The sequence below is a fragment of the Arthrobacter sp. H5 genome (assembly GCF_000520595.1).
In the GTDB taxonomy this organism is placed as follows: Bacteria; Actinomycetota; Actinomycetes; order Actinomycetales; family Micrococcaceae; genus Arthrobacter_D.
This window is the reverse complement of record NZ_KI914994.1, coordinates 18278-39382: the sequence shown is the minus strand read 5'-3', so window position 1 is coordinate 39382 and position 21105 is coordinate 18278. Positions and strand designations below refer to the sequence as shown.

14 protein-coding genes, 1 tRNA gene and 1 pseudogene are annotated in these 21105 nt (G+C 62.1%); 5 read left to right on the top strand and 11 right to left on the bottom strand.

The features are described 5' to 3' along the window. From Y708_RS29800 to Y708_RS0110965, 4 genes and pseudogenes are all read right to left on the bottom strand, one after another. Positions 1 to 304, bottom strand: a pseudogene (locus Y708_RS29800) (FtsW/RodA/SpoVE family cell cycle protein); the annotation flags it as partial. Beyond that, positions 297 to 1901, bottom strand: coding sequence for a PP2C family protein-serine/threonine phosphatase (locus tag Y708_RS24380; protein WP_051478910.1), 1605 nt, complete (start codon positions 1899 to 1901; stop codon positions 297 to 299). The gene Y708_RS24380 and the pseudogene Y708_RS29800, both read right to left, overlap by 8 nt. Before the next feature lies 1 nt (position 1902). Then, positions 1903 to 2388 (bottom strand): FHA domain-containing protein FhaB/FipA, encoded by a 486-nt coding sequence (locus Y708_RS0110970; RefSeq protein WP_173401513.1) that lies wholly within the window; start codon positions 2386 to 2388, stop codon positions 1903 to 1905. Continuing rightward, entirely contained in the window at positions 2385 to 3119 is a 735-nt protein-coding gene (locus Y708_RS0110965; protein ID WP_028279973.1) for an FhaA domain-containing protein, read from the bottom strand. Before Y708_RS0110965 ends, Y708_RS0110970 begins: the two co-directional genes overlap by 4 nt. 273 nt (positions 3120 to 3392) lie before the next feature. Here Y708_RS0110965 and Y708_RS0110960 point away from each other — a divergent pair. After that, a tRNA-Leu gene (locus tag Y708_RS0110960) sits at positions 3393 to 3475 on the top strand. 123 nt (positions 3476 to 3598) lie between these two features. Here Y708_RS0110960 and Y708_RS27505 read toward each other — a convergent pair. The 5 genes from Y708_RS27505 to Y708_RS24370 form a co-directional block, all read right to left on the bottom strand. Further along, entirely contained in the window at positions 3599 to 8695 is a 5097-nt protein-coding gene (locus tag Y708_RS27505) for a peroxidase family protein (RefSeq protein WP_051478909.1), read from the bottom strand. A gap of 185 nt (positions 8696 to 8880) precedes the next feature. Then, positions 8881 to 9876 carry a sigma-70 family RNA polymerase sigma factor gene (locus Y708_RS0110950; protein ID WP_051478908.1) on the bottom strand — a complete coding sequence of 332 codons (996 nt, stop codon included), beginning with the start codon at positions 9874 to 9876 and terminating at the stop codon, positions 8881 to 8883. Between the two features lie 180 nt (positions 9877 to 10056). Beyond that, the gene (locus Y708_RS0110945; RefSeq protein ID WP_028279971.1) at positions 10057 to 13458 is read right to left on the bottom strand and encodes an error-prone DNA polymerase; all 3402 of its coding nucleotides are present in this window, start codon (positions 13456 to 13458) and stop codon (positions 10057 to 10059) included. A gap of 17 nt (positions 13459 to 13475) precedes the next feature. Then, the gene (locus tag Y708_RS0110940) at positions 13476 to 15077 is read right to left on the bottom strand and encodes a DNA polymerase Y family protein (protein ID WP_051478907.1); all 1602 of its coding nucleotides are present in this window, start codon (positions 15075 to 15077) and stop codon (positions 13476 to 13478) included. Then, entirely contained in the window at positions 15074 to 15841 is a 768-nt protein-coding gene (locus Y708_RS24370; RefSeq protein ID WP_216699775.1) for a hypothetical protein, read from the bottom strand. Before Y708_RS24370 ends, Y708_RS0110940 begins: the two co-directional genes overlap by 4 nt. Before the next feature lie 106 nt (positions 15842 to 15947). On the opposite strand from Y708_RS24370, the gene Y708_RS0110930 reads away from it, so the two are divergent. From Y708_RS0110930 to Y708_RS0110920, 3 genes are all read left to right on the top strand, one after another. Next, a complete protein-coding gene (locus Y708_RS0110930) occupies positions 15948 to 16640 on the top strand; it encodes an SOS response-associated peptidase (RefSeq protein ID WP_028279969.1) in 693 nt (230 codons plus the stop codon). Positions 16641 to 16786: 146 nt separating this feature from the next. Beyond that, positions 16787 to 17941, top strand: a complete 1155-nt coding sequence (locus tag Y708_RS0110925; RefSeq protein ID WP_028279968.1) for a hypothetical protein — start codon at positions 16787 to 16789, stop codon at positions 17939 to 17941. Between the two features lie 10 nt (positions 17942 to 17951). Continuing rightward, on the top strand, positions 17952 to 18536 hold the full coding sequence (locus Y708_RS0110920; protein WP_028279967.1) for a GNAT family N-acetyltransferase: 585 nt from the start codon (positions 17952 to 17954) through the stop codon (positions 18534 to 18536). A gap of 85 nt (positions 18537 to 18621) precedes the next feature. Here Y708_RS0110920 and Y708_RS24365 read toward each other — a convergent pair whose 3' ends face one another. Further along, entirely contained in the window at positions 18622 to 19806 is a 1185-nt protein-coding gene (locus Y708_RS24365; RefSeq protein WP_081746708.1) for an MFS transporter, read from the bottom strand. 30 nt (positions 19807 to 19836) lie between these two features. Here Y708_RS24365 and Y708_RS0110910 point away from each other — a divergent pair, with 30 nt between their 5' ends. Next, positions 19837 to 20880, top strand: a complete 1044-nt coding sequence (locus Y708_RS0110910) for a LacI family DNA-binding transcriptional regulator (RefSeq protein WP_035776010.1) — start codon at positions 19837 to 19839, stop codon at positions 20878 to 20880. On the opposite strand, the gene Y708_RS28370 is transcribed toward Y708_RS0110910, so the two are convergent. Then, a partial coding sequence (locus Y708_RS28370; RefSeq protein ID WP_035776009.1) for a DUF5997 family protein occupies positions 20877 to 21105 on the bottom strand: 229 nt, incomplete at its 5' end. The genes Y708_RS0110910 and Y708_RS28370 overlap by 4 nt on opposite strands.

Genomic DNA, 21105 nt, shown 5'->3' with positions numbered 1-21105 from the left:
GCTGCCCGTCGGCGGGAAGAGAGAGGTCCAGCCGATAGATCATTGCCAGACCGATGCCGTTGAGTGCTATGACAATCGGAAGAATTACCGGGTCGGCATATTTTGCCCTGAAGCGCAGTACTACGTGGAACACTAGGGCAAGGCCGGCAAGCGTGCCGCTCTGCAACCAGAAGGCGGAGTCGAACGGGTTGTCCTTGTCCAGACCCACAATGAGGTTCGCCCCGACGGCGACGCCGAGTGCAACGACAAGAAGCAGGGCTTCAATATTTCGGCGAGATTTGGGAACTGTCAGTACATCACTCAACGGGAACGCCTCCACATTCTGCGCCTTCTCCGGGCTGTGCTTCAGCGCTCGGCGTGGCTTCTGGACTTCCCGACGGCTGAGCGGTTCCCGAAGCCGTGGACTCCGGGCTCGGAGACGGGGTGGCGGTTGGGGATTCGGCGGCTTGAGAGTTGGGGCTGGCCTCGGCCGTCGGTGAAGGATCCGCGGAGGATGACGGACTCGCTGAGGGCGATGGCGCCGCGACCGGTGGACAGTTGAGCGCACGCTGGTCTTCCCGCAGATCAGCCACGATCTCTTGGGCATGCTCCAGGTCACTGGCGGCCAGTGTGCTTTCGATGCGGTTGCGCTGGAACTCCGGCAGGCTCGCCACCGGGATGTTCGTCTCCTCATACACATGACTGAGCGAGATTGGCCCAATAGCCTGCGAGACGCCGTTGAAGATCGCCACTTTGTTCTCAAATGAGGCAACGTAGTACCGCGTTTGGGTCCACGTGTAGCCGAACCAGAGAACCGAGGCCAGGATCAAAGCCATCAAGGTGAGGAACGTTGGTACCAGCCATCGACGACGTTGTCCTTGGTCTTCGGAATCGTCCGTATCTTCAGATTCGGGCTCCTCCCCCTTATGGGTCAGCATCATCGAGGCTCTACGCTCAGTGGAGCGTTGGGTGACGATGGGGATCTGACCTGTTTCCGTGGCGAGTGCCGCGGAACCGACCAGCGAGTGGGGACGGGATGACAAGTCCTGCCGGATGACATCGGCACGGATTGCGGTACCTGGGCCGGCATTTTCAGCCTTGGAATCCTTTGGAGCCTCGTCGTCGCTGGCCTTTTCGTCCGCAGCTTCCTTGGCGGCAGGTATGGCCGTGAGCGACGCAGTGCGGAGGTCCTCGGACGTCGCCTCATCAACTTCGATAACCACTACTGTGACGTTGTCTGGCGAACCGCCCGCCAAGGTCAACTCCACGAGAGTATCCACGCAGGCCTGAAGATCAGTGGTTTCTCGGAAGACGCGCTCTACCGTTACGTCGTTGAGCACAGCATTCAACCCGTCGGAACACAGCAGCCAGCGTTCACCGGGGGCTGCGTCGAACGAGTTCAGGTCAAGTTCGGGGCTGGCATCGACATCGCCGAGAACGCGCATGAGCACATTCTTGTGCGGATGAATGTCGGCCTCTTCGGGCTTCAGCCGGCCCTCGTCGATCAGCCGCTGCACAAACGTATGATCAACGCTCACCTGTTCAAAGACATCGTCCTTGAGACGATATGCGCGGGAGTCGCCGATATGCGCAAAGGACAAATGGGCGCCATTCAGCAGCACTGCGGTGACTGTGGTTCCCATTCCCGCCAGCTGGGGGTTGGTACTCACCAGCTCCGACAGGAGCGAATTAGCGGTCTGAATTTCGTCCGCGAGGTGCGTTCCGGCGTCGTCGGCGTAGTCCCTGCGGTCCAGATGAATGAGATCAAGGACCGTCGAGGCCGAGGCGATATTGCCGCCCGCGTGGCCGCCCATTCCGTCAGCAACAACGGCAAGATAACGCCCCGCGTAAGCGGAGTCGTCGTTCTTGGACCGCACCATGCCCACATCGGAGCGTGCTGCGAATCGGAGCACCAACGCCATGCTACGACCTCAATTCAATGACCGTCTTACCGATCCGAACGGGGATGCCGAGCTCTACTGGGAGCGCACGGGTGAGCTGGTTGCCGGCCAGGAACGTGCCGTTTGTGGAACCAAGATCCTCGATGAACCACCGACTGCCCTGCGGGAACAGGCGGGCGTGTCGTCCAGAGGCATAGTCGTCCTCCAGGACAAGCGTTGCCTCTTGTGCGCGCCCAAGCAGGATGGGGCTGGCGGATAGTTCAATGGTGGTGCCCCTGAGGGGTCCTTCGGTCACCACGAGCTGGCGGGCGTGAACGCGCGACGGCGGTTCGTCCACCAGTTCGGGGTGCTTTCGTGCTTGCCGGGCCGACGGGGCGCCGGTGCGGTTCCGCCGTCCGACGACCAGATCACGGCGGAGAGCGCTGACCACGCTGAGTACGAGAATCCAGATGAGAACGAGGAATCCGTACCTCAACAGCGTCTGGGTCAGTTCGCTCAATTCACTCATACTTGGCGGCCACCGTTCTGCACGGGAACAAGTCGGAAAGTTATGCGGGTCCTGCCCATGGTGATGATTGAGCCATCGGTGAGTTCGGCCTCTCCGTTGACCCTCTGCCCGTTGACGTAGCTGCCATTGGTGGACCTAAGGTCAACCGCGCGGGTCTGGCCGCCCTGGATCTGGATCTCCAGATGACGGCGGGAGACGCCCGTGTCATCGACGAGGATGTCGGCTTCGGATGAGCGGCCAAGAATAACCGAGCCGGCATTGAGTGAATACCGCTGGCCGTCGAGGTCCAGAATAGGCTGGAAACGGGTGGGCTGCCGGGCGGGCGCGCTGGGCGTGATTGGTCTGCGGGCGCCGGACTGCTGTTTTTCCGTGGCCGAATCGATCTCGAACACGCCCGGCTTCAGGTTTGAATCCCTGGTGAAGGACACTTTAACGGGCCCTTGGAGTGTGTAATTCTGGCTGTTGACGTGCTTGATTACGACGTCGCACAGTTCTTCGGCGAGGGTGGCCCCCCATTCCTGGGCCAAGGCAAAATCGGGGTCCGAAAGGCGTGCGGTAAAAGCGTTCGGCGCGAGGGTGCGGCCCTGCGCAAGGGTCATTGCCTTGTTGTCCAGTTCCCGGCGCAGGGAACTGGCAATCTCCACTGGTTGAACCTGGGAGCGCGAACCCGTGGAGAAGGCACCGCGGACCATCTTCTCCAGCCCGCGCTCTACGTTGTCCAGAATGCCCATCTTGTGCCTCCTCACCTGTTGTCTGCGTCTGGCTTCCAGCGGTCACAGAGGATCGCGCCGGGGCGCGGCCGTCTGCGGCTCATTCTGTTCGATACTACTTGGAGGTCTTGTAAAAGGCCTTAACCGGGCTCCTTCGGATATCGAATAGTAATAACGATTCCAATATCGCATCCGTTGCGCAGAACCGCTGATCCAACGCTACCCTGCCCTGCGTTTAGGTGTTTTCCGGACCGCTCCGTTATGCTTATTTCTGCTGTTCTTCGAGTTTATTTTGCGCGAGTGGCGGAACGGCAGACGCGCTGGCTTCAGGTGCCAGTATCCGAAAGGGTGTGGGGGTTCAAATCCCCCCTCGCGCACGCGTCTTGTGATTTACGCTGAATGGGCGTCCCGGATGGGGCGCCCATTTTGCTGCAACTGGAAGGGACCCGCAGCCTCCGCTGCGGGTCCCTTCGTATTCAGTTTCGTTCCGGGTCAGTCCACTATGGCGCTGGTGCCACCTCCGTCTTCGTGGCCTCTGATGTGACCTGAACCGGTGTGCCGTCACCGTCGGTGAAGGTCGCGATCACTTGCAGCTTCGATCCTTCCTCAGCTTCGGTGATCACAAATTCACCAGTGGTGTTGTCCTGGGTTGTCGCCGTGACGGTGGCTCCGTCCGCGTCGACAGCAATTGCCTGCAGTTCGAAGGTGACGCCTTCCGCCGCGGGGTCAATATCGGCCGTCGCGGTAAGGGTGTCGCCTACTGCTGCTGACGCGCTGTTCAGTGTCAGGGCGTCCGCGGACAATGCAACTGGAGCCGCGATGCCGTTGGAAACATCCACTGATTCGTCACTGAACTGGAGGACTTCAACGTTCCGAAGGACATCCGTGCGAACGGTTGGCTCCAGAATGTTGGTGACGCGGATAGCTCCGTCCGGCAGTTCTTCAATGGTGAACTCAGCGCGCGTTTCGGCGTAGACAATCGTGTCAGTCTGGTCTGCCTGGTTGGCGTCCGCGTTCATGATCCGTCGCTCGATGTGCAGATCGGCCGGATTGATTGCTCCCGAGAAGACCCGGGTCTGGAAGGTCCTCATGGATGCGGCCCGTTCTGTTACTGCTCCGCCGTTTGGCCGCCAGACCACATTCACGTCCAGCCATGCATCGCCGTCAACGAAGTTGCGTCCCATCCGAGGCTCGATCAGGTCGCTGCCTTGACCGCCAAGGAGGATGTTGTTGTTGAAGTCCTCCTCGGTGCTGGTTTGATCGGACAGGAACGGTACTGCGTATGCCGGTACCGGTCCGCCGCCGAGCAGATCCCGCAGGCCCTCGACCCGATCCAGATGTGCCTGGGTCAGTCGGTGGCCATAGCCGAGTGAACGGGTTGTTGGGTCGGCGATATCGTCTTCTGCAGCGGAGCCGCGGATGACGTCGTCGTTGTTCCAGCCCGACGTCGCCTCTGTATTGAGGAAACGGTCCGAGATTTGACTGACGGTGTCCGGCAGGATTGCCAGAATCGCCATGTCGACATTGACGGGGTACGGGTAATCCTTGTGTGTCACCCAGTCGAAGCCGAGCATTCCCGCAAACCTCTCGGCGGAGGCGCCGGCGACCATAATGTCATCGCCGCCTTCGGAGTCGAAATCGGTGTTGCCTTGCCCGCCGTTGAGTACGTCGTGACCTCCATGCGACAGGTTGGGATCGTTTTCCATGGTGTTGCTGTTGTCACCGACCAGGAGGTCGGCGCCACCTGCAGCACCTTCAATCCAGTCGTCACCCTCATTGCCAATGAGGATGTCGGCACCGCTCGATCCGTAGAGGAAGTCATCACCCAAGCCGGCGAAGGTGGTGGCGTGATCCTGGCCACCAAAGATGGCATCCTTACCCGAGCCTCCGAACAGTAGATCGAACCCGGGACCACCGTTGATGGCGTCATTACCCGCCTCACCTTGGATCCTGTCGTCTCCGTTGGAGTCGGTCAGGATGTCGTCGCCGTCGCCACCCATGACGGCGTCGACGCCGTCGTCGCCTTCCAGCCGGTCATTTCCGGCGCCACCCCATACGGAGTCGTCACCGATGCCCGCCCGGATATTGTCATTGCCGTCGGTGCCGTGGATGGACGTATGCTCGCCGCCCGCAAACCTCCACTGACCGTTGATGAAGGTCATGCCGCCAGCAAGCGCCGCCGTCTCGTTGTCCAGATCGAAGGTGAGCTGCGGTGTGGCGAACGGATCGTGTTGAAGGTTCTCCATCTCCGTATTTCGTTCAATGATCTGCGACAAGGAGTTCGCTTCCAGAGTGTGGAACAGCGTGTTCCCCAGGTTGCGGTTGAGGTAGTAGAAGCGGTCGCCGTTCTGTAGGTTCTCAAGCTGGTTCTCGAACACGAAATTGAAGGTGGATCCCATCATTCCGCCGAAGACAAACGGCTTTTCGGCCAGACCACCCATCCAGAAATCAATGTTGTCGATCCCTGTATCAGCGGCAGGAGCGTTCATGAATGCCGTGTCCGCTATGAGTGCTGTTGCGGCTGCTCGCTGCTGCTCCATGTTGGTTGCGGAAGCCAGTGTTGGGTGGATTCCGTAGGCCGCCACGAAGTTTAGGATGGACTCCGGATTCTTCATTCCCAACCGGAAATCCTCCCAGCTTGCATATGGAGCGAGCTGTGGCATCAGTGTCTCGTCAAAGAACTTCGCCCGTGCGGCCTGCAGCCCTGGTACACCAGTGTCACGGGCGCGCGCGATGTTGATCGATGCCAGGTCCAGTGGTAGTCCGAGCAACTGGTTGCGCAGCGTATCGGCAACAAACTCGTCGATACCGGCGGCGGTTTGGTTGGCCATGCCTTTGAGTACGGCGCCGGCCGCAGCCTTGGAGGTCAACTCTTCGCCGTTGGGCCCAAGCTTGTATCCCACGGGATCAAGGAACGCATCAAGCAACGGTTGCTTCTCCACCACACCGCCAAAATCACGGTCCACGGTGTCCGTCAGCATGGAGTGGCCAAACCGGTACACAACATTGGCAAACTCGGAGGAGATTGCAGGGTTGACGTCCGGCATGTAGAACACCTCGTTGAACACGCCTGGATCAATACTGGGCTGAATACGGCGGGCAAACTCCTCAAACACGAGGTGCTGGTACTGCATCTCGGTAAAGAACCGTGCAGCCTGGAACAGGCGCTCGCCGTAATCCCAAAATCCGTCCTCTTGGTACTTGGCCAGCAGTGCTTCCTGTCCCGGTTCCTTGAGGAAGGCATCCACCTGTTCCATGACCCGGTTGTGCTCCGAGTGGAACACCTGGTGAATGGCCGTCAGTGCAATGTTTTCGTTGCCGCGTCCGTCACCGGTGACAAAGTGAGCGCCCAGGGCAGCGTTGTCGTAGCCAGCCAGCTCGTTAGGCACTGCGCCGTGTGCAATGTCGTCGAGGAAGGCGTTGTTGGCGCGCAGCGCACCTTGGGTTGAGATTGGATCCGCAGGGTTTCCTTCGAGGAAACCGTCTGCGAATGCAACCTGGGGGTAACCATTCGTGCCCGGTACAAATCTGCCGTAGGGATCGGTCTTCAGCAGGGGAACGTTGAGGACGTCCATGTCCCTGAGATTGATGCCGAGCAGATCGCGCGCCTGAGCCTTGGTGTCCGCCCAGGTGGCCAAACTGTCCGCATCAGATCCATTGAGCAGACGTCCCGTGGGCACAGGGCCACCCGGTGCGGCGACGTACTGCCGCAGGAAGACCTGGTGCGAAGGACTTGATGTGTAGGTCTGGTTCTGATCGACAAACGGTGTGGTGCGGTTGGTGTGGTTCCGCTCCGTTCCGCTGTCACCTGTATCGATGGTTGCGCGGCTCAGCATGAAGAAATTGGTGCGCGAACCCGGAACGTAGAGCGGATCGTCCGGCCGCAGGGGAACCACTACGGTTCCGTTGCCACCCTTCGATATCAGGTCCAGCCCATGGTCAAAGAACTGGCCGAAGATGGTGAATAGCGAGCTAGCAGAAGCTGACAGCCCCTCATCGGTTGCGATGTCCGGAATGAAAAGCTGGGTACCGGGCAGTAGTTCGGTGACGGCGGCTTCCGTCTCTGCAGGAACGGCCGCTGGGCCTCCGAGAATTGTCACGGTCTGCGGAGCAAGACGCTGCAGTTCTGCGGTGACTGATGCCGGCATGGCGCCGACGTCCGGGACGAGCAGCAGAGGGCCGCTGCGCAGGCCGGCAAGGTAGGATCCGGCAAGTGCATCCGGGAAATCGGTGCCTCGGGCGATGAACGCGTGTGTGACGCCCGGAGCGTAGTTGGCCTGGGAGAGGGCCACGGCCGTCTCGTAGCGGTCGACTCCGTCAACCCGGGTTACCGCGCCTGTGGTGTACTCGTCCAATTGGGTGACGACAGCATCGCTGACGCGCGCCGTAGTCCCGACAACAACAATCTCCTGGGGGGCCAGCCGCACCAGTTCCTCCATGATGGGTGCCGGAATTGAGGTGCCGAGGGTCAGCAGTACTGGATGGCCATCGCGGGCCGCTGGAGCGCCTGCAATCAATGCGTCGGGAAAGTCCTGTCCGGTGGCGACGTAGACCTTGCCGACCCCGGTATCGAACGTGCCGGCGCTGATTGCCGCTGCAGTTCCATAGCGGTTAGCTCCGGCAAGCCGGGTGACCGTACCGAGGGTGTAATTCTGCAGGGTGGTTGCCACCCCTTCGCTTACCGCGGCCGGTCCGCCGAGCACAACAATGCGCTGAGGTTTCAGCCGCACCAGTTCGTCGATCGTCTCTTGAGGGATAGCGCTGGTGCTGACCAGCAGGATTGGGCCGTTGCCGGCTGCAGCGGCCGGACCGCCGGTCAACGCATCGGGGAAAAGGTCGCCCCTGGCGATGTAGACCACCGGAACGTTCGTCCCGAAGGTGTCGGCGCTGATAGCGGCGGCGGTTCCGAAGCGGTTGGCGCCCGCAAGCCGATTGGCAGCGGTTACCGGGACAACCCCGGCGCCTTCAACTCTTTCTGCTACGGCAACTGCAGCCGGGTTGTTGGTGGTTTGATCCACGATGAGGTTGCTGATATTCCGGGGGGAAGAGTCATAGACAAATCCCTGGGTCTGGTTGTAGCTGGTGGCTGGCCCTGGAGCTCCACCGGGAGGGGGCCCGCCCGGAGAGCCCGGCGGTGCCGGTTCTGCCCCGCGGAACTCGGGCTCGAGCAGGCGGGGGAACGTTTGTCCACCGGATCCCCAGCCATCCTGGTTCGGCAGAAGATTATTCCAGCGTCCGTCAACGGTCCTCAGGCCAAAAGGCGATAGGACGTTACCCACGCAGGGATCGCCGTCGACGTCGTAGTGTGTCTGTTCTTCGGTGTTGAAGGTTCTTCCGTCTTTACACAGCGGCGACGAATCTGGAAGGTTATCCACCACGACGTCTTCGGCGTGGGCCTCTGAGATCGCGATCTGCTTGAGAATAAACTCAAGGTCACCGGTGGAGACGTTGAAATCCTGGCCGGGAGGTGGTGCTGCCCCGGCTACCTGCCCAGGCAAAACGATCCCGGACAGGACCACTGCACTGCCCACAGCCAATGCTGTCAACTTGTTGCTGGTTTTGCGGCCCGGTGAACGGTACCGCGGTTTGATGCCCATGTTAACTCCCCTGTGATGGGCCCGGCTCTTTGTCGCCAGCCCCCCGACCAACGGCGTGAGCCTGCAAGGTGCAAGGGCGCAGGTTAACCGTTAGGTGGAGGCTCTCACCGAGACCCTGCAAATAACTTGGATCGCCGGTTTCCGAGGAAGAAGAAACGCGTGAACGGGCTGGCTGTTCGCGAGCGCTAACGTTCGTCGATGCGGTCCGGTAGCCCTAAGCTGCCGAACATTTCCGGGTAGAGAAAGTTGTGCTGCACGAGAATCAGGTTGTCGCGCGTCTCAATCACCTGGATGGAAAAGGGCTCCCACAACCCCGGTGCCACGCGGTGGTAGGCGCCGAACCCAGCGGTGCCGTTGACCATCACCGGAATGAGACGACTGTCCTTGCAAACAATTCCCTTGCCCACAAACCAGGCGGCCATGTCACGGGGGCCGCTGAGCCAGAGGTCGAATGGAGGCATGGAGAGGACCGCATCCTCCCGCAGGAGTGTAACCAAGCGGGTGATGTCGTAGGACTCGAACGCTTCCATGTACTTGTCCAGGAGCTCCGAATGCCGAGGGTCGGTCACGCTCATCAGCGTCGGCCCACGGCGGGCGGCGAGGGTCTTGCGGGCGCGCTGCAGGGCGCTGTTGACGGCTGCCACTGTCTGGTCAAGCAGGGACGCCGCCTCACTTGCCTTCCAGGCCAGAACCTCGCACAGGATCAGCACCGAACGCTGGAGCGGCGGCAGATACTGCAACGCCGCGACAAAGGCCAGCCTGATCGACTCGCGTGCCTGCGCAACTGCCGCCGGGTCGCCATCCAGATCGATGACCTTGTTGTCGGGGATGGGCTGGACAAACACGTTTTCACGAAGCGGTGCGCCCAGGACGGCTTCAGCAGTGGGAGTCGACGGTCCCATGTCCATGGGGCGTGCCCGGCGCTGAGGACTGCGCAGCATGTCCACACACACATTGTGGGCGATTCTGAACACCCAGGTTTTGGCCGAGGAGCGCCCTTCGAATGTGTCCCGGCTCTTCCAGACCTTGATCATGGTCTCCTGGACCGCGTCCTCCGCTTCGGACCCGGCCCCGAGCATCCGATAGCAATAGCCGGTTAGTTCCCGGCGCGAGGATTCAAGAAAGTGCTCCAAGGCTTCGGTTGTGCGAACGTTCTGGTCCACGGCTTTCGCGGGGTGCATGAAATCGATCCTAGATGAGCTTGGAACACCGTGGAGGCCTACGAACAGGGATATTTCTGGCGAGACGCTATCTCATTCATGAACTGTTCGGCACGGTCTCCATCGAAGGCCTCCGACAGAAACACGCCGTTGACCCCGAGGAATACCCGGGCTGCTGCTCAGGCCGGCGTTTGTCAGGAGTCAGCGGAAGTCCCGTGACTTTGTGGTTGCCTTGAGCTTCAGCACCTCGAACTTGTCTGCCACGAGATTGACCACTCCTTCCTTGGACCGCTCCAGGACTCCACGGACGACGACGCTGCTCGCCTCCCGCGCGATGCGTCGGTAGCGCTGCCATACGCCAACCGAGCAGATGACATTCACTAAACCGGTTTCATCCTCCAGGTTCATGAAAGTGATGCCGCTGGCGGTTGCCGGCCGCTGCCGGTGCGTGACCACGCCGCCCACCTCAACCCGCTTTCCCGATTCAGCGTGAAGGAGGTCGGCGGCACTGAGTGCCCCCCGCCGCCGTAATGTTGGCCTGATATGGCGCACGGGATGGTCATCCGTAGTGATGCCTGTTGACCACAGGTCCGAGGCAACGCGGTCCACATCACTCAGTTCCGGCAGGAGCGGGGGTTGAATGTAGACGGCTGTGCCCTTGATCTGCCCTTTTCGCTCAGTTGAGGCAGGGCCCGCATTCCAGAGAGCGTCGCGCTGGGTGAGGCCCATGGATTCGAACGCACCGGCCGCGGCAAGTGCCTCCAACTGGGCGGCGTTGAGCCCGGCTCTGCGGGCGAGGTCCCCCATGTTTTCGAAAGACCCGTTCAGCGTGCGCTCTGTGACTATGACTTCAGCGACCTTTTTCCCAATGGACTGCACGCTGTCCAAGCCCAGCCGCACCGCAAAATTTCCATCGCGCCGGTGCAAGGTTGAATCGAACGGAATGCTGCGGTCAAACCTGCCAACCGGCGGCTGGTCGTGTTCAAGGCAGGCATCATTGCCGGTGGGACCGGTGCCCGCGTCCGGCTCCAGACCAGCGTGGGTCCCTGAATGAAGGATGTCCGGGCGCAGCACTTTTACCCCGTGCCTGCGTGCATCGGCCACGAGGGTCTGCGGCGAGTAGAAACCCATGGGCTGGGCCCGCAGCAGCGAAGCGAGGAAAGCGCCGGGATAGTGAAGCCTCAGCCAGGAACTCGCGTACACCAGCAGGGCAAAGCTGATGGAGTGGCTCTCGGCGAAACCGAAGTTGGCGAAGGCCTGGATCTTTCGGTAAATGGAGTCGGCTGTTTCGCCGGTGATGCCGTTGGCCTTCATGCCTGTGTAGAGCTTGTCCCGCAGGGAATCGATCCGCTCCAACCCGCGTTTTGAACCCATGGCCCGCCGCAGCTTGTCGGCATCGGCGCCCGAGCAATTACCCACCACCATGGCCATCTGCATGAGCTGCTCCTGGAACAGCGGAACACCCAAAGTACGCTCCAGGACGGGCTCCAGCCGGGGGTGCAGATAGGTGACCTCCTCCTCCTTGAGCTTCCGCTTGATGTACGGATGTACCGCGCCGCCCTGGATGGGCCCGGGCCGCACCAGTGCCACTTCAATCACGAGGTCATAAAACTCGCGCGGCTGCAGGCGGGGCAGCATGCCCATTTGTGCCCGGCTTTCAACCTGGAACACTCCGATGGAGTCGGCAAAACACAGCTGGTCGTATACACCCTGCTCCTCCTTGGGAATGCTGCTGAGCTCCCATTTCTCGCCGAAATGCTTCTCCACCAAATCGAAGTTGTATTGGATGGCAGCCATGATGCCAAGCCCCAGGAGGTCAAACTTCACCAGACCCATCCACGCGCAGTCGTCCTTGTCCCACTGCAGCACGGTGCGGCCTTCCATCCGGCCGTGCTCGATGGGGCACACTTCACCCACCGGGCGGTCCGTGAGCACCATACCGCCTGAATGAATGCCCATGTGCCGCGGGAACCGCAGCAGGCTGTGGGCAAGATCCACCACTGCCTCGGGGATGTCATGGTCGTCGCTGGACACCAGCGCGCCCCAGCGTTCCACCTGCTTGGACCAGGCATCCTGCTGGCCAGGGCTGTGCCCCAGGGCCTTGGCCATGTCCCGCACCGCGAACTTGGGCCGGTAGGAGATGACGTTCGCCACCTGTGCTGCATTGAATCTGCCGTACTTGTTGTAGACGTATTGGATGACCTCCTCACGCCGGTCGGAATCAAAGTCAACGTCGATATCCGGTTCCTCATCCCGCAAGGCGGACAGGAACCGTTCAAAGGGCAGGTTGTACTTAATGGAGTCAACGGCGGTGATTTCCAGCAGGTAGCAGACAGCGGAGTTGGCGGCCGAACCCCGCCCCTGACAGAGGATCCCTCTGTCCCGCGCGTATTTCACGAGGTCATGAACAATGAGGAAGTAGCCGGGAAAATCCTTCTCCTCAATGACCTTCAGCTCCTTTTCAATGCGTCCGCGTACATCCTCACGGCCGGGATATTTTTTTGCCGCGCCCTTCCACACCAGGTCCCGCAGCCAGCTCATCTGGGTGTGTCCACCTGGAAGATCGAGCTTGGGCAGCCCCGGTTTTACGCTGCGCAGCCTGAAAGACAGGTCATCCGCGAGATCAACTGTGCGTTCGACGGCGCCGGGATAGGCCGCGAATCTCGCCGACATCTCTGCACCGCTGCGCAGGTGGGACGCGCCCGACGCCGGCAGCCAGCCATTCATCTCATCCAGCGACCGGCGCGCGCGGACAGCGGCCAACGCGGTTGCGAGCCGGTGCTGTTCCGGAACCGCGTAGTGCACATTGTTGGTTGCAACTACCGGCATCTTCAGGCGCGCCCCAATTTGTGCCAAGGCATCATTGTGTGAGCTGTCCAGCGGATTGCCCTGGTCATACAGTTCGACGGCGACGTTGTCCCTGCCAAACAGCTCGCCCAGACGTGCCACTTCAGCCTCGGCATTCTTGGCACCGCCAGTCACCAGGGCCTTCCGCACGGTGCCTTTGCGGCAGCCAGTGAGAACCATCCAGTTGTTGTTGGCACGTGCGGCGAGCCGCCCCAGGTCATACCGGGGTTTGCCCTTTTCGGCGCCGTTGGCCAGCTGGGCATCCGTGATCGCTGCTGCCAGGCCGTGGTAGCCGGCGGATCCCCGGGCCAGCAGCAACAGGTGGCTACCCTCTGGATCTGCCTCGCCATTTTGGGGTTTGCTCAGGCCGAGGGAAAGTTCAGCGCCATAGATGGTGGAAAGGTCCGGGTATTCCTCGGCGGCTTCGGCCAGATGGACAACGCCGTACAGGCCGTCATGGTCCGTCAGGGCAAGGCCATGCAGGCGCAGCCGGGTGGCCTCTTCCACCAGCTGCTCGGGGCTGGCCGCACCGTCCAGAAAACTGAAGTTTGAATGGACATGTAGTTCGGCGTACGGCACAACCGGCCCGGGAGGCGCGGATGCGGGTTGTTTTGGGGCCGTGTAGGGGTGCCGTTTCAGCGTCCAGGCAGGGCTGTCGCCGCCGTCGGCCCCCACCGGTGGTGCGCCGGGACGCGTCCGGTCGGAAAGCGTTCGCTCAAACTCGGACCAGGAAACAGGTGGGTTGTTCCATCCCATCTCAGGTCTCCTGGATTTCAGTCATAGCTGGCCTCTGCCCACCAACGGTGTTCCTCCAGCAGCAGCAGCCAGGCCGCACCCGACTCATCCACCAGTTGAAACCGGTTGAGCGTACGGCCGGAGGGATCCCACCACCTCTCATTGATAGGCCACGGCCCGGCCCACGATGCGATCTTCTTCAGCGTTGAATCCTTAAGCGAGAACAGAGCAGGGGTGGAACCCAGCAGCCCCCGGTCGTCAACGTCAACACTGGTTCCGTTATTGTCCAGAACCTGCACCGGGCGCGGCTCTTCGAAAACTGTGGCCGGAATTGGTCCGGGAAGTTTCCCAGGCCAAGGGAGATCCTTGTCTGTGGCCGCGCTCCCTGACGGTGAATCACCCCACGGAATGAACACTCTCCGGTCAGCAAGCATCCTTCCGCCGGCGATGATGGCTGTCAGTACGGCCCCGTGTCCCAGCATGCTTTGAACCCGGGCAAGGCCGTGATGGATGTTTTCATCCGGTCCGGTACCCCACAGTCCGTCTGCGTGGTCGCTGAGATCCTCCACTATGTCCGGAAGGACCTGCACACGGCTGATTCCCGCGCTCAACCCGTGTTCAATGTCGCCGCTTCCCTGCAGCTGCCAGCGCACACGGTCAACAACATCCTCGGCGTCGAACCAGCGGGGATGCTGCCAACGCCGCTCCGACACTTCACCCGATTCCGACTGAAGCCGTACCCGCAGTGCCGTGCAGACCAGCCCGGTCTCCCGCAGCTTCCCAACAAAACTCTCCGCAGACAGGCGGAAGGCGAAGGTGAGCTCGTCAATGCGGACAAGGGCGGGTTCAAAATGTACGACGACGTCGAGTTCCGCAGGCGGTTTTCTTGCCACCACACTATGGTGGTCAAGTCCGCTGGCCTTTAGGTGGGCGAGCGACCCTTCAACACCGAACCGATTGCGGACATCAGCGCGGCTGAGCGCTGCGAAATCCCCCAGTGTGCGGATTCCCAGGCGCCGCAGCAACACGGCCAGTTTTGGCTCTTCAAGAACGTCCAGCGGGAAACTGCTGAGAAACTGCGCCGACTCACCGGGGGTTATGACCCATACCGGGTCAAGGCCCGGATCATCCAACACTTCCGTTGCCCTGGCAGCGTGTTCCGCTGCAAAGGGGGAGTCAGCCACCCCGGTCCGCGCGCCGGTGAGCCCCATGGCTGTGAGTGTTTTCAGAAGAACCGATGCGGACCGGGCTTCCCCGCCGTAGTATCTGGCCGGACCTTTTGCCTTCAGCGCACACAGGCCGGGGCGCACCAGTTGAACGCCGGGCATGATTTTCTCGATAGCCGTGATCACCGGCTCAAAAGCCCGGGCATCTAGTTCCGGATCATAGGGTTTGACCACCAGTTCGGTGCACCTGGCCTGCGCCTCCCGGACCCGCAGCCCGCGTTTGATGCCGTGCTCCCGGGCTGACGGCGAGCAGGCGAAGACCGTCCCTTTGCTGAGCAGGACAAGCGGTGCGTCAGCCGGCAGGTCATACTCGCGGAGAGCGGCCGTGATGGGCCAGTCAGGGCACCAAAGCATCATGGTCCTGGTGGCTGTGAACTGTTTCAATAGAGCGGACTTTGTGGTTTCGGTGGTCATGAGGCGCTCGCCGCCAAGGGGAAGAACTCCTGCTGCCCGACGTCCTCTTTAGACGCCGTTTCGGCCCATGGTCCCCGCTGAAGATCAGGCAGCCAGAGGTCTGCTGTGCGCGGGCGGCCGTTCTGGCTGCTTGCACTCACCCGCATGCGGCGGGTGCGCAGATGGCCGGTTCCAGCCCCCAGGCCTTCCCAACTGCTACCGGTCACGCTCAGAGTGGCTTCGCTTTGCGGCCACGGTCCCACAGCGATGAGCGCGGCGCCGCGCTGCCGCAGCCGCGCCCGCAGCCGGGACGTGTCCGACGGCGTGAGGTGCGCGGGTGCCCGCGTGAGGATGATTGAGACAACATCAACCATGGCGGCGGTGACCGTGAGCCATTGATCTCCGGGATGAGGGACAAGAATCAGCCGCTCAAGTTCAATGCCAAAGCCGGCCGCGGCCTCCACGCTGAAGGAGGGCATGCCGATGACGCTGCACCATGCGCCAGCCCTGGACGGTCCGGCCAGCAGCGCCATGGCCAGCGTGGTGGAGTCATTCACTGAATATGCGCCGCCGGCTTGGAGGCCTCCGCCGGGAAGAATCCGTGCCAGGGCGGGAACGGTGGGAATCCTTGTTGAGCAGAGGCGGCTGGCCTGCATGTGGTTGATCTTTGCCTGCAGATCAGCATGGAGATCCGTTTTGCGGCCCACGGTGGACAGCACCCCATGCGCACCCGGCGGTTGAAACCCGACTGGCGCCAAAGCATGGCTGGCTGCTGATGAACTCACACTTAATATTCGAATACACGTTCGATTAAGTCAATCGCTCTCTGCCGTTGTGCAGGACCAGTGGAAAACGGCTTAAACAGGGGGCAGCCCGGAGTACCCTAGGCACATGTGCGGACGCTTTGTGGTGGCAGGATCTGAACAGGATCTCATTGATTTGTTTGACGTTGACCTGGTGGGGACACATCTCCCCGAGCCTTCATACAACATCAGCCCTACGGATCCGGTGCGGGTAGTCCTCGAGTCGTTGAAAGAGGACAAGATCACCAGACGCATGGAAGCCGCGCGGTGGTGGTTGACGCCGTCGTTCTCTAAGGAACTGAAAACCAAGATGCCCACCTTTAACGCCCGCACTGAAACGGTCGCGGAAAAGGCCACCTTCAAGGCCTCGTTCAAGTCCAAGCGCGCCCTGATACCTGCCAGCGGCTACTATGAATGGCGCACGGAGGGCAAAACCAAGACCCCGTTTTACATCCAACTGCCCGGCGAAACCATGGTGTTCGCAGGCCTGTATTCCTGGTGGCGGAATCAGGCGCTGCCGGAGGATCATCCGGAACGCTGGGTGCTGACCTCCACCATTCTCACCCGGGATGCAACGGGGGAGGTGGAAGGCATCCACGACCGCACTCCACTGATCCTTCCCCGGGATTTTTGGGACGAATGGCTCGATCCGAAGACGGAGGGGACACAGGCGCTCGCAGACGAAGCAATGGCAGTTGCCACCCCGGTCACTGAGCAATTGCGCTTTCACGAGGTGGGACCAGTTCGGGACGCCAGCCCGGAGCTCATTAATCCCCTGTGATCTGGACGAGGACGGAATCCGGAACCTGCGATGAAGCCTTTTTCGGCGAGCCAGGTGAATGCTGCGACTCTTGTCGTGGCGTAAACGTCGGGGAGATCCGACCATAGGTGGATGCCTGGGCGCCGCCGCACTGCTTGACTGAAGCAATGACCAACGCCGCTCCTCCCTTGCGAACCCCGATTCTGCTGGTCACCGCAGCGCTCATCATTGCAGCGCTGGGCTACGCGGCCTTCGTCTTTGTCGGCAGCCTGCCACCGGCGTTGGGCCTGATTTCCCGGGCGGTGTCCGTTGTGCTTCCCACTGCTCTGCTGGGCGTCGCGATTGCCCTGCTGCTGCGCAGAAACTCGTCGGCCAGGTACGTCACTCCGTGGATTTTCACCGGTCACCTAACCCTGAGCGCCGCCTGTGCCCTGATGTTTTCACTGGGTTTCTCGGCTGGCATGGACGACACCGACGCCGGCCGTCCCCAGGGATTCCTCAGTGCCTTTGCGCTGCCGGCGGGGATAGTAGGTGTGCTGTCTGCCGGTGTGGCGCTCGCACTGCTGCTCGCCATGCTGCTTGAACGCGGGCGGATGTCGCGTTCAGCACAACTGAGTGTGGCCATTATTGCCGGGGTGGTGGCGACAGCTCCAGTCTTTGTATTGCTGTTAAACCCCTCCAGCACCGCACTGCTGGCATTCGTGCTGTTGATCGGCCTCATCATGCAGTCGCTGTCCAAGCCCAAACGCGACGCAGCCATCCCGATGGTGCAACCACAATCAAGAGCCATGCCCGTGCAACTGTTGGGAGCTTTCTCCTTGGTGATTCTTGCCGTCGTCTGGGGAGTTGGCGCCTTTGTTGGTTTCTCGGAGGCGGGTCAGCCAACCGCCACAACCGCAATGGGAGTGAGCGCCGCCGCAGCCACGCTGGCAGCCCTGCCAGTCATCCTTGGAGGCGCCGCCGTCGGGCATATGCGCATGCCGCAGCTGGCCTGGCGGAGGTATTCCGGAATTGCGCTCGCAGGCGTGATCGCAGGCACCGTGATTCAACTCGTTGGTTATGACACCGGCGGCTCAGCACTGTTCATCAGCGCCGGGGTGGCTGGCCTCAGTGTCGGGACATGGGTTGCGCTCACACTGTTGCCCGCGATGCCGCCCGGGTGGCCACCGAGGCTGGCTACTTTCGGAGGGATGGCTCTTGGCGGATGCCTGGCGTGGTTCATGACCGTGCCACTCACCGGAGGCATAGCACTGGTGATTCCTGCGGCGGCGCTTCTCTGTGGGGGAAAAGCGCTGAGCGCACCTTCAAAACCTGAAGTGTAAGACTTTCACCATGTACAGTCCCCACATCCCGCCGTGGCCATCCCGCGATCCCGGGCACGGCTCCATCCGGTTGCGGCGTTTCGCCGACAAAGATGCCTCAATGGCAATGGATCTTTCCCAGGATCCGTATGTGCCCACCATCGGCAGTCTCCCCGCCCACTGCACTGAGGATGAGGCGCTTCAGTTCGTGGAGCGCCAGCGGCAACGACACTGTGACGGAACCGGTTTTTCATTTGTCATTGCGGACACGGTCACGGACCGCGCGCTGGGCGCCATCGGACTGTGGCTGAGGGAACTGGGCTCCGGGCGCGCTCAGGCCGGCTACAGTGTTGTCCCACGTGAACGAGGGAAAAACGTCGCCGCCACTGCGTTGACGGCGCTCACGGATTTTGCATGGACCATCCCCGGACTGCACCGGATTGAGCTCCATATTGAGCCCTGGAACACCGCTTCCATCCGCGTTGCCGAACACGCCGGCTACCAGAAAGAGGGGCTCCTGAGAAGCCATCAGGAGATCGCCGGAGAGCGTCGCGACATGCTGATTTTCGCCGCCATCAGACCCCAAGGAATTCGTAAGGTGCACCACGCAGAATAAGTGCGGCAGGGATTCACGGTACGAGACCACCGCAGTCCCTCCCCGGGAGCTGCGGTTTTGCGGCGCCCTCCTGAGCAGGGCCGTGCTATTCCCCAACGGCGGCGGCCTTGCTCAGGACTTCACTCTTGCCGAATCCGGTCAAACGCAGCACCAAAGGCGTCATCACAAGCAGCGCCAACCCTAGCGCCGCGACGGCAATCATCGCCCCTCGCAGTCCCACGGCGCCCGACCACAAGCCCACGTAGACCGGACCCAGCAGGAACCCCAGATAGGACACCGTGGCGAGCAGGGACGTCGCCCGTCCGCGCTCGGCTTCGTTTACCTGCCGCGACACAACCCCCATCAGCGTGGGGAACAGCACAGCCGTCCCGGCAGCGGCCAGCGACAGGCCGACCAATGCACTACCAAGGGTGGATGACACCGCAAGCACGACGGCGCCACCTGCAGCTGCGGCGGATCCCGCCAAAAGAATCCGGGTCGAGTGGGCGGGCTTCACCCCGCCAATGGCAAAGCGGGTCACGGCAACGACGCCGGCAAAGACCGCGGGTGCAAGCGAGCTGAGTCCGGAGCCGGAGCCGAGTTCGTCCTCAAGGAACACTGCACCCCAGCTTTGATGCGCATTCTCACTTGCGAAGGCGAGCGCGCCAAGCAGGCCAACCAAAAGCAGCGGCCACACACCGATTCCGATGCGGTGGTGTTTGGTTTCAGGGGCCAGCGCAACGCCCGCCGGCGGCCGCAGATCCCGCAGCATCAGGACGCCGGCGGTGACCGACACGGCCGCAACCGCGGCAAATGGCACAAAGACGGGAAACCCACCCGCATTGAGCAGGCCGGTTCCCAGGCTGGAGACCACAACAAATGCCGAGAATGTCCCATGGGCCCGGGTAATAACAGGACGCCGCGTCAGCTGCTCAGCGCGTCCGGCAGCGGCGTTCATTGCCACATCGGTGGCACCGCTGGTAGCACCCACCAGCAGCAACCCCGCGCAAAGACCAGCCACATCCGAGGCGGTGAGCGCCACGGTCACTCCCGCCAGGCCGAGCGCCACGAGCGCACCCGCGGCAACGCGCAGGCCCCAGCGGTCGACAGCCCGCCCGGTCAGCAGCATCGCGGGCAGCGCCCCGGCGCCGATGAAGAGCAGGGCCAGGCCAAGCTGGGCATCGTCAATGCCGGTTTGGTCGCGCAGCCGCGGCACAGAGGCTCCCCATGTGCCCCAAAAGGCTCCGAACGCTGCAAAGGCGGCAAACGCCGTCGTACTGTGTGAACGCATTGTTTAACGATACACAAGTACACTGGACTTATGTCACGCCCACCGAAACGCATCACCATGGCACAGGTGGCTGAGCTGGCGGGAGTGTCGGTGATGACGGCGTCGTACACCTACAACAAGCCCGGGAGGGTGTCCACCGAGTCGCGTGCGAAGGTGCTGGCCGCGGCGGAAAGCCTTGGCTATCCCGGACCGGATCCCAGCGCCCGCTCGCTGCGGCGCGGACGGACCGGCTCGCTGGGGGTAGTGCTCGGCGAGAGCCTCACCTACGCCTTCGAGGATCCGCAGGCTGCCAGCTTTCTCGCCGGCGTCGCGGAGGTTTGTGCTGCCCGCGGCCTCGGTATGACCATTCTGCCAGTCACCGGAGCGGACGACGACGGCGTCCGTGTGCGCGAAGCGGCCGTCGATTCCTTCATCGTGTGGACCACAACGGACGAGGATCCCGTACTCGACGCGATCCTCGCGACCGGCCGGACAACGGTGGTACACGGGGGACCCGCACGCGACGGCGCCAAGCTGGTAACCATCGACAATCGTGCCGCCGCCGCAGCCATCGGCGGACTGGTATTCGCCGGTTCACGCCAGCCGGCCGTACTCGGTTTCCCGCTGGACCGTGAACGCATTCAGCGGGTCGAGCGCGGAATAGACCCGCACGCCGCCACATATCCGGTGACCAGAGAGCGTCTTTTCGGGTACCGCGATGCGGCTCAAGCAGCCGGGCACGCTTGGGCTGACATCACGGTGGCCGTCTGTTCCACCAACAACGCCGTGGAAGCGGAAGCGCTCGCAGCCCAGCTTCTCGGCAGCGCCGGGCCGCCGGATGCGATCGCGGCCATGAGCGACGAGCAAGCGGCCGGGGTCATGCGTGCAGCCGATCGGTTGGGAGTTCGAGTTCCCCTGGAGCTTGCCGTGTCGGGATGGGACGACGCGGCCGTCGCATCGCAACTCGGCATCACCACTGTCGCCCAATCCATGAGGGACCAGGGAAAGGCATGCGCCCTGGTAGCCGTGGGAGCGGGAAGGCAGCGGACAGCTGAACCCTGGAGTATCGTGGCCCGCGCCTCAACCGGAGGCTAGCTCTCTTTCGCCTTTGCCCGCTTTTCCTCGGCGATACGTTTCTCTTCCGCGCGCACTGCCGCCTGCGTTGAACGCTCCGCTACCAGCCACTCCGGTGGCGCCTGCAGCAGCGCGGTGATATCCGCCGTCGTCAGTGGTTCGGTGATGCCTCCGCGTGCGAGTCCCCCGATGGAGATGCCCAGCTTCTGCGCCACCACGGGACGAGGATGCGGCCCGGTGCGGCGG

Coding starts and splice junctions, on each gene's coding strand:
- Y708_RS24380 (WP_051478910.1), bottom strand. CDS start 1,901: ATGGCGTTGGTGCTCCGATTCGCAGCACGCTCCGATGTGGGCATGGTG.
- Y708_RS0110970 (WP_173401513.1), bottom strand. CDS start 2,388: ATGAGTGAATTGAGCGAACTGACCCAGACGCTGTTGAGGTACGGATTC.
- Y708_RS0110965 (WP_028279973.1), bottom strand. CDS start 3,119: ATGGGCATTCTGGACAACGTAGAGCGCGGGCTGGAGAAGATGGTCCGC.
- Y708_RS27505 (WP_051478909.1), bottom strand. CDS start 8,695: ATGGGCATCAAACCGCGGTACCGTTCACCGGGCCGCAAAACCAGCAAC.
- Y708_RS0110950 (WP_051478908.1), bottom strand. CDS start 9,876: ATGCACCCCGCGAAAGCCGTGGACCAGAACGTTCGCACAACCGAAGCC.
- Y708_RS0110945 (WP_028279971.1), bottom strand. CDS start 13,458: ATGGGATGGAACAACCCACCTGTTTCCTGGTCCGAGTTTGAGCGAACG.
- Y708_RS0110940 (WP_051478907.1), bottom strand. CDS start 15,077: ATGACCACCGAAACCACAAAGTCCGCTCTATTGAAACAGTTCACAGCC.
- Y708_RS0110930 (WP_028279969.1), top strand. CDS start 15,948: ATGTGCGGACGCTTTGTGGTGGCAGGATCTGAACAGGATCTCATTGAT.
- Y708_RS0110925 (WP_028279968.1), top strand. CDS start 16,787: ATGACCAACGCCGCTCCTCCCTTGCGAACCCCGATTCTGCTGGTCACC.
- Y708_RS0110920 (WP_028279967.1), top strand. CDS start 17,952: ATGTACAGTCCCCACATCCCGCCGTGGCCATCCCGCGATCCCGGGCAC.
- Y708_RS24365 (WP_081746708.1), bottom strand. CDS start 19,806: ATGCGTTCACACAGTACGACGGCGTTTGCCGCCTTTGCAGCGTTCGGA.
- Y708_RS0110910 (WP_035776010.1), top strand. CDS start 19,837: ATGTCACGCCCACCGAAACGCATCACCATGGCACAGGTGGCTGAGCTG.